This is a genomic window from Maritalea sp. (genome assembly GCF_051251695.1).
GTDB lineage: Bacteria > Pseudomonadota > Alphaproteobacteria > Rhizobiales > Devosiaceae > Maritalea.
In genome coordinates, this window is sequence record NZ_JBPOEU010000018.1 from 67,507 (window position 1) to 75,779 (window position 8,273).

Below are 8,273 nucleotides of genomic sequence, written 5' to 3' on the forward strand. Positions count from 1 at the left end.
GAGGGGCTGGATTTTTCGAAGAGAATCCAAAGTGACTTGAAATGTCTTTTTGAGCGCCAGCCTCTTTTTGACCAATTGAACGTTACTCCTGATGAACTGCAGCCATCTGCGCAAAATATCGAATACATCATCAATGAGTTCTTGCGCATTTTGGGCCTTACTGTTGTTGGTGTCGGTCGCGAAGAATATTTTCTTTGCACGATTGGGCAGGGGCATTTGCGAAACTTGTTCATGTCGTTTTTGCTTGAGGTTGATAGGAAGAAACTCGGTGGTGCTTTGAAACTGCGAGATGTTTTGGATGATGAGCATCTAGGTGTATTGACGGGTTTACCGGCGACGACGGTTGATCGAGCGCAGATTATCCAAACTCAAATCATTATGGCGCGGTCGTTTTTTCAAATAGCGAAACCAATATGCAAAGCGCACAATATTGAGTGGCCTGAGCAGTTCGAGGCGGCGACGAGGGCGCATTTGATCGCTCACCTTGGTGAGCAGGCTGCTATCTAAACGGCTCGTTTTTATTTGGCGGGCGGATGCTTGTTCACTTTTATGTTGTAGATTTCGCATAAAGGTAGTAAGGAAGACTAACTTAATGTACTGCTCGTGTCGGCGACGAATGGTGTTGCCAATGAATCTATTGGAAATATGAGAAGGCAATAAATGCAACTTCATGCTTTGATCGAATTTTTGCACCGAAAATCTACGCGTGCATGGGCCACAAGAGCGGCGGCGCTTGGCGTGACCTATAGTGAATTCGAATACCTGCGTGCGGTTCAAAGGCAAGAGAGAAATAAAACCGACAAAGATGACCACGGGCAGCACTTGCAGGATGTTGTCACCGAGATGGGGGTGAGCAAGGCTTCTGCCAGCGCGATGGTTCTCAAGCTTGTAGAGCGAGGGTTGGTGCATCGGGTTCCATGTCTCATGGATGCGCGGGCACAGCATATTCTTCTGACGGCCGTTGGGCGTGAGTTGGTTCAAAAGGGCGAGCAGATTTACGTGCAAATCGGGCGGCAATTGGAAGCAACACTTGGGCAAGAAGACTTAATCACGTTGCGCGGTTCTCTGAGCATGTTGTGATAATGCCGGAGTTGGATGCGTTAGTGGGAAGCGTTTCAATAAAGTACTCAACCTGAAATCCAAACAATACAAATTACTGAACTTAAAAACGAATACGAATTTCAATTGCTATTTGGCTATATTGGTCAGTCAGCCTAACTAATGGAGAAGATATGAATTGGGAAATAGTGCTTTTGGGAGCTGCGATCCACCTGTTGTTTTGGGACAAATTGCCTGAGTGGGGTACTTTGTTTAATCGTTTTATCGCTGCGCTGCCCAAACCATTACAAACTCTATATGCCGATTGGGAGTGTCCCTTTTGTGCTGGATTTTGGATTGCGTTGGTTTTGCATTTTCTTACGGGCATGTGGTTTTTACCAAAGCTGATATGGATGACCGACCATTTATTGTGGGTTGGTCTACCGTTGGCGTGGTTCTTTGATGCATTAGCGGCCGCGCTGATGATATTGGTGGCGAGTTTGCTGATCAAGGCAATTGGATGGCCAGCGATTAAAGGTATGCAAGTGCGTGCAGAATTTATGAAGTCTTTAAAAGAAGACCATAAATAAGTGTTGTCTTGGTTTGGCGGGTTGCTCGAATGGATTATCACCCTTAAATAGGGTCCATTATTGAGTTTTGAGGAAGTATCATGTCGCAAAATCCCGCCACGCCCCTTTATTGGATCGCATCTTATCCCCATAGCGGTGACCAGCTTGTGCGCTCATTTTTGCAGCACCTTTCAAAAAGCTTTGGATACCGTCCGCAAGATGGCGCTGCACTTGAATTGTTGGACCGGGATTTGCCTTGCGACGTGCAGGCGCATTTTTATGAAACGGTAGTCGGCAAACATCCGCGTGATATGTCGGAAGAAGAAATTGCTGCGGCGCGTCCAAAGATTCATGAACATATTTCGCAAAACTACCCTGGCTTGCCCGTTGTTAAAACCCACGCACCGCGCGCCGAGTTTTATGGCTTCCCCAGTATAAATCCAAAAGTGTCGGTCGGGTCAGTTTATTTGATCCGGAACCCGCTGGTGTTGGCGTCTGCATTTGCAATTGCTGGCAAGAAAGACATCACCTCAGCCCTCAACTTGTTGGCGACAAGTGAATATCGGCAACCAACATCAGACACCCACGCGCTTGAGCCTTGGGGATCATGGTCGCAAAATGTTGCGAGTTGGACTGCGCAAACTGTTGATGGTGACCTTGTGGTTCGCTTTGAAGATATTATCGCCGACCCCACAGGTCAGTTGGGCCGTGTGGCAAAACACTTGAAAATGCCGGTCGACGATAAACAAATCAAATCAGCTGCGGACGCTGCCCTTAAAGCACATGGCATTAAGGGGCGTTCCATTCCTAAATCTGCGTGGAAAGCTGGACTGAAAAATGACTATGCCCGCGCATTGGTCGAAATTCATGCTTTGCAAATGTCGCGCTTTGGCTACCTCACCAATGACGTTTTGAATTATGTCGGCATGACCCGTGAGGTTGCGTTGAACTCCTCGGCGAAATTTGAGGAACTTTCTAGGAAGCCTGTTTCACCTGTTGGCAACGCCTAGCAGCGCTGTTAGCGGAATTCGCCAACCCGTTTGATGCGCCAAATTGGTGCTTCGGGCGTTATATCGGTAAAAACCTCCGTGATTTGGATGGCGTTCGGGTGCGTCTCCAAGTCACTAATATCTGCCAATTCGATTGCAAATCGATCTTCAACGAATGTATCAGCCATCGCTTGATTTTGAATTGTCCGCAAGAAATCCGGCCGCAACACATAAGCGCCGTCAAAATCGACGCTAGCAAGATTTGTACCTGTGAAATTCAATTCCCCAAGAACTGCATTCTTGAACGTTGCACCGACGATGGACGCATTTGAAAAGTCAGTATTCTCGATAATCGTGAAGTCGAAATTTGCGGCTAAGGCGTTCACATCCATAAAACCAGAGCTGTTGATGACCGCGCCGCGAAAGTCGGTGCCTGCCATTTGGGTATGCCAGATTTCAACACTGGGGTCAGGTGTTTGAGGCAATTGAATTTGGTCGTTTGGAATGCCGGAGAACTGAGTTTTTTGGATAAACGCTCGATTGAAACGGGCATTGTCTAAAAAGGCAGCACGAAAATCGCCTTGGTGAATTTGCACGCCAGAGAAGTCCGCAAAGCGCAAAAGCGCGTGTCGCAGCGAAATGACACCGAATGTGTGGTTTCGTATTTCAGAAAATGAAAAGTCAGCGCCATTGAGCGTCAGCCACTCGGTGCTCATCACCCGTGCGTTATAGAGCAGCGATAGGATTTGACCGCGCTCTGGACTAACCGGATGTTGGATGAGTTCGCCTTGGGCGGTTTCAGCGCCAAGTTGTCGTTCAGCATCTAACACTTTTTGCACTGCAATCTGCGCCGAGGGAACATCATCTCTTCTTGCTAGGGACATTGCTGTTAGCATTTCGTTGCTGGCTCGGGGCAGGTTGAGCGCAAGGTAACGATATGGTCGCGCAGCCGCGGTGGCGGCAATGATGCGACCCCGCAAGGCATGGGATAGCTCTTGATCAAAATAGATGGGCGCAGGGCGTCCGTCTTGCAATAGTGCGTTTGTTTCTTCGCCGATTTGCGCACCAAGGGCAAGGATTTCTGGCACGATTGATGTCGAGCGTTGGGCTTCGCCAAGTTCAATTTGTTGGCCAAGCAAACTATTTTGTTCGACAAGCCGTTCCGACTGACCTGCCAGCAATTTTCCTTGCTCGCGCAACAATTGATTCTGTTGGAATAGCAGGGCAGAGCCGGCCAGCGCGGCGATTGCAGCGACGAAGGCGGTAATGGTGGCAATCAACCATCGCCGCGTCGCCATCCATGCGTAACGCGCGAGCATAAGCTCGCCGACTTCTTTTGCTGCGTTGGTGGCTTTTTCGACATTTTGTTGAGCAGCAAACTTGGCTACATCCGCCAATGGCCCGGCAAGGCGTTCCATTTCAACTTCGCTGCGCTTAACGACTGTGCGCAAAATTGGTCGCCGAAATGCAACGATTATGCCGGTGAGTATGCTGGCAATCAGCAAAAGTCCGAACAGAACCGCAAACAAAGTAACAGCGTTGTCGATGAAAAAGTCGAGGCCAAAAATAGTTGCTGGAATGCCGCAAACCAAGCCGAGGACAAAAACGCCAATGGCTAAGGTAACGGGAAGCGTGTCAGAGCGCTGCTCGGCCGATGAACCTGTTTCATCCGTTTCCACTGGCTCAACCATTCGTGCTGGATCCCCCACATCAAGATTGAAGTATGATGGGTAGATGTGATTTTCGTCAACATCCACTTGCTCAGACTTAGACAAAAAAAGAGGGCGCCCGAAGGCGCCCTAAGGTTTAGGTATTGCTACCTAGGGGATAGAAGTGTTCTTTAAGCAGAATAATACATGTCAAACTCGACGGGGTGAGGCGCCATTTCGAAACGCTCAACTTCTTCCATCTTGATGGCGATGTAAGCGTCGATTTGGTCGTCGTCAAACACGCCGCCTGCCTTAAGGAATTCGCGGTCTGTATCCAATGCTTCAAGCGCTTCGCGCAATGAGGCTGCTACAGTTGGGATTTCTTTCAGTTCTTCAGCTGGCAACTCATACAAATCTTTATCCATTGGCTCGCCTGGATTGATTTTGTTTTTGATGCCGTCAAGACCAGCCATTAACAAGGCAGAGAACGCCAAGTATGGATTTGCCAATGGATCCGGGTAACGCACTTCAACACGCTTGGAAGCTGGTGAGGAGCCGAAAGGAATACGGCAAGAAGCTGAACGGTTGCGTGCTGAGTAAGCCAGAAGAACTGGTGCTTCATAACCCGGAACCAAACGTTTGTAAGAGTTTGTGCTTGGGTTTGTGAAAGCGTTGGTTGCTTTAGCGTGTTTGATGATGCCGCCGATAAAGTGCAATGCTTGTTCAGACAATCCTGCATAACCGTCGCCAGCAAAGTTTGGCTTGCCGTCTTTCCAGATTGAAAGGTGACAGTGCATGCCAGAACCATTGTCGCCAAACACAGGCTTGGGCATAAAGGTCGCTGATTTGCCATAAGCGTGGGCAGTTTGCTGAACGCCATATTTGTAAGTCTGAACTTGGTCAGCAATGCGGGTCAATGTGTCGTACTTGATGCCGAGTTCGTGCTGAGCAGACGCCACTTCGTGGTGATGCTTTTCAACAGTCAGGCCCATTTCCTTTAGGACTGAAAGCATTTCAGAACGGATGTCCTGCGCGCTGTCCACTGGAGGAACTGGCACATAGCCGCCTTTTTCCGGAACATGGTGGCCCATGTTGCCAGCTTCGTACATTGAGTTCGTATTTGTTGGCAATTCCGTGTGGTCAAGCGCAAAGCCTGATTCGTAAGCGCCAGTGCTGAAACGCACGTCGTCAAACATAAAGAATTCAGGTTCTGGACCAACAACCACCGTGTCGCCAATACCAGAAGACTTCACGTATGCTTCTGCTTTGCGAGCAGTCATACGTGGGTCACGGTTGTAGGCTTCGAACGTGCCGGGCTCTAGTGTGTCACAGTTGATGACCATAGTGGATTGACCAAAGAACGGGTCCATATGAACCGTATCAAGGTCTGGCATCATCACCATGTCACTCTCATTGATGGCTTTCCAGCCAGCAATTGATGAGCCGTCAAACATAACACCATCTTCGAACATATCTTCATCAACCACGGATACGTCCATGGTCATGTGATGCAGTTTGCCGCGTGGGTCAGTAAAACGAAGGTCGACGAACTTTACATCTTCGTCTTCAATTCTTTTGAGGATGTCACTTACTGTGGTGGTCATTACTAATTCCCGTATATAGATTTGTTCTTGTTTAAGTCTTTGGAGTTAGACGGCGAAGCTAAACTGCTTCGTCGCCCGTTTCACCGGTGCGGATTCGAATGGCTTGATCAATGGTAGAGACAAAAATCTTGCCATCGCCGATGCGGCCTGTCTGTGCAGCGTCGCGAATGGCTTCAACTGCTTTGTCGACGGCGTGATCGGACACCACGATTTCGATTTTCACTTTTGGCAAGAAGTCGACAACATATTCTGCACCGCGATAAAGCTCTGTATGGCCCTTTTGGCGGCCAAAGCCTTTTACTTCGGTAACAGTTATGCCTTGAAAACCAGCTTCCTGAAGTGCTTCTTTGACTTCATCAAGCTTGAACGGCTTCACTATGGCTTCTATTTTTTTCACTTATTTTCACTCCGAAAGAACTGATCTTACGTCTGCGACAGATAATGCATGTTGTGTGCCAGTTTGAAGCGGTTTGGGAAAATTGTTTATTAACAATACCTTACCGATTAGGCCGCAGTTTCGTGCCACTGATGTGTGACGGGTATGTGCTTGTTTGTTGGGCAGGGTGCTTAAATTTTAATCACTTGTGGTGTTTTACGAAGCGCAAACCAGAAAATGTACAGTTCTGTGAATTATTTACGTCCTTTGAGGGATTTTTTCAAAAAATTTAAAAAAAGGGGTTGGCTGTTCGAACCGTATGGGTTAGACCCCGCTTCGACTTAGTCGCTGTGGATTATTGGCGGGTGTGGTGAAATTGGTAGACACGCTAGATTTAGGTTCTAGTGCTTCACGGCGTGGGGGTTCAAGTCCCTCCACCCGCACCATTCTCCTCAGCAGACATTTCGATCGATCGAATTATAGATATTGAAAAACGGGAATTTCCGCATGCAGGTCAATGAAACCCTCAATGAAGGGCTTAAGCGTACATTGGAAATGAGCATTCCGGCATCTGAGCTTAGCCAGAAGCTAGACGACAAACTCAATGAGCTTAAAGACCAAGTCAGTATTAAAGGTTTTCGTCCGGGTAAAGTGCCATTTGCGCACATGAAAAAAACCTATGGCCGCTCTGTAATGGGCGACGTGATGCAGGATGCGATCAATGTTGGCGTTCAGTCGACATTAGAAGAGCGCAAAGAAAAAGCTGCAATGCAGCCTAAAATTGACTTGCCTGAAGACGAAGCTGTTTTGACAAAAGTATTTGAGGGCGAAGCAGACCTTGAATTCACAATGTCATACGAGATTCTTCCAGAAGTTAAATTGGGCGATTTCAAAAAGATCAAAATTGAGCGTCCTGTTGTTGAAGTTGCTGAAAGCGACGTTCAAGAGCAGTTTGATGCAATTGTTGAGCAAAACCGTCCATATGCGGCGAAAGCCGAAGGTGAGGCTGCTGCACAAGGCGACCGTGCTAACATCAAGTTTTTGGGTAAAGTCGACGGCGAGCCATTTGAAGGCGGCGCATCTGACGGATCACCATTGGTAATTGGCTCAAACCAATTCATCCCAGGCTTTGAAGAGCAACTTGTTGGTCTTAAAGTTGGTGATGAGAAGGTTCTTAAAGTTAAGTTCCCTGACGAATATCGTGCGGAAAACTTAGCTGGTAAAGACGCAACATTTGATGTTGAAGTTTTGGGCATTGAAACACCAAGTGCTGTTGAAGTGAATGACGAGTTCGCTAAAACACTTGGTCTTGAAAGCGTTGATCAGCTTCGTGAGATGATCAACGACCAAATTGGTGGTCAGTTCAAAACGCTTACAGCACGTCGCGTAAAGCGTCTTGTGCTTGATGCACTTGACGAAATGCACAAATTTGACGTTCCTGAGCAACTTGTTGAGCAAGAGTTCAAAGGTATTTGGGAACGCGTGATGCACGATATTGAGCATCATGGTCGTAGCTTTGAAGATGAAGGTACAACCGAAGAAAAAGCGCGCGAAGAATATACCGCGATTGCTGAACGTCGGGTTCGCCTTGGTTTGGTGATTGCTGAAATTGGCAATGCCAACGAAATCGAAGTAAGCGAAGACGAGCATCAACAAGCGTTGATCGCGGAAGTTCAAAAATATCCTGGTCAAGAACAACAGGTATATGACTATTTCCGCAACAACCAACAAGCGTTGGCTGGCCTTCGGGCGCCAATTTTTGAAGACAAAGTTGTAAACTTTGTTGTTGAGTTGGCTGACGTTGAAGACAAAACCGTCACTAAAGACGAGTTGGTGAAGTTGGTTGAAGAGAGTGAAGAAGAGGACCTAGAACCTCACAATCACGACTAAACAAACAACTTCGTTGTTGAATTTTTTAAAGGTCGTCCGTTTGGGCGGCCTTTTTTTTGTTTTGCTGGGAATGTCGGCGTTGAGCCCAATCAGGCCGTTCGATTTTCGGACTTGGCTGACTTTCGCGACCCAAAGCTGCCGTTTGGGGAGATTGTATC

8 protein-coding genes and 1 tRNA gene are annotated in these 8,273 nt (G+C 47.7%); 6 read left to right on the forward strand and 3 right to left on the reverse strand.

Annotated features, from left to right (window positions below; translation table 11 throughout):
• Positions 1–36: 36 nt before the first annotated feature.
• The 4 genes from ACSHWX_RS12170 to ACSHWX_RS12185 all read left to right on the forward strand — a co-directional run bounded on the left by ACSHWX_RS12170 (position 37) and on the right by ACSHWX_RS12185 (position 2,617).
• A complete protein-coding gene (locus ACSHWX_RS12170) occupies positions 37–507 on the forward strand; it encodes a hypothetical protein (RefSeq protein ID WP_435668497.1) in 471 nt (156 codons plus the stop codon).
• Between the two features lie 153 nt (positions 508–660).
• A complete protein-coding gene (locus ACSHWX_RS12175) occupies positions 661–1,080 on the forward strand; it encodes a MarR family winged helix-turn-helix transcriptional regulator (RefSeq protein WP_435668498.1) in 420 nt (139 codons plus the stop codon).
• A 152-nt stretch (positions 1,081–1,232) separates the two neighbouring features.
• Complete coding sequence (locus ACSHWX_RS12180) at positions 1,233–1,628, forward strand: hypothetical protein (RefSeq protein WP_435668499.1); 396 nt, start codon at positions 1,233–1,235, stop codon at positions 1,626–1,628.
• An 80-nt stretch (positions 1,629–1,708) separates the two neighbouring features.
• Complete coding sequence (locus tag ACSHWX_RS12185; RefSeq protein WP_435668500.1) at positions 1,709–2,617, forward strand: sulfotransferase domain-containing protein; 909 nt, start codon at positions 1,709–1,711, stop codon at positions 2,615–2,617.
• Positions 2,618–2,625: 8 nt separating this feature from the next.
• Here ACSHWX_RS12185 and ACSHWX_RS12190 read toward each other — a convergent pair whose 3' ends face one another.
• From ACSHWX_RS12190 to ACSHWX_RS12200, 3 genes are all read right to left on the reverse strand, one after another.
• Positions 2,626–4,371: a pentapeptide repeat-containing protein gene (locus tag ACSHWX_RS12190; RefSeq protein ID WP_435668501.1), complete on the reverse strand. Its 1,746-nt coding sequence runs from the start codon at positions 4,369–4,371 to the stop codon at positions 2,626–2,628.
• Between the two features lie 65 nt (positions 4,372–4,436).
• Positions 4,437–5,849 carry a type I glutamate--ammonia ligase gene (gene glnA, locus ACSHWX_RS12195; protein WP_435668502.1) on the reverse strand — a complete coding sequence of 471 codons (1,413 nt, stop codon included), beginning with the start codon at positions 5,847–5,849 and terminating at the stop codon, positions 4,437–4,439.
• A gap of 58 nt (positions 5,850–5,907) precedes the next feature.
• Complete coding sequence (locus ACSHWX_RS12200) at positions 5,908–6,246, reverse strand: P-II family nitrogen regulator (protein ID WP_435668503.1); 339 nt, start codon at positions 6,244–6,246, stop codon at positions 5,908–5,910.
• Between the two features lie 340 nt (positions 6,247–6,586).
• On the opposite strand from ACSHWX_RS12200, the gene ACSHWX_RS12205 reads away from it, so the two are divergent.
• Positions 6,587–6,671 (forward strand) — tRNA-Leu (locus ACSHWX_RS12205).
• Between the two features lie 61 nt (positions 6,672–6,732).
• On the forward strand, positions 6,733–8,115 hold the full coding sequence (tig, locus tag ACSHWX_RS12210) for a trigger factor (protein WP_435668504.1): 1,383 nt from the start codon (positions 6,733–6,735) through the stop codon (positions 8,113–8,115).
• The last annotated feature ends 158 nt before the right edge of the window (positions 8,116–8,273 follow it).

Excerpts from the sequence above, each read along its gene's own strand:
- ACSHWX_RS12175 (WP_435668498.1), top strand. The coding sequence starts at position 661 with ATGCAACTTCATGCTTTGATCGAATTTTTGCACCGAAAATCTACGCGT.
- ACSHWX_RS12180 (WP_435668499.1), top strand. The coding sequence starts at position 1,233 with ATGAATTGGGAAATAGTGCTTTTGGGAGCTGCGATCCACCTGTTGTTT.
- ACSHWX_RS12185 (WP_435668500.1), top strand. The coding sequence starts at position 1,709 with ATGTCGCAAAATCCCGCCACGCCCCTTTATTGGATCGCATCTTATCCC.
- glnA (WP_435668502.1), bottom strand. The coding sequence starts at position 5,849 with ATGACCACCACAGTAAGTGACATCCTCAAAAGAATTGAAGACGAAGAT.
- tig (WP_435668504.1), top strand. The coding sequence starts at position 6,733 with ATGCAGGTCAATGAAACCCTCAATGAAGGGCTTAAGCGTACATTGGAA.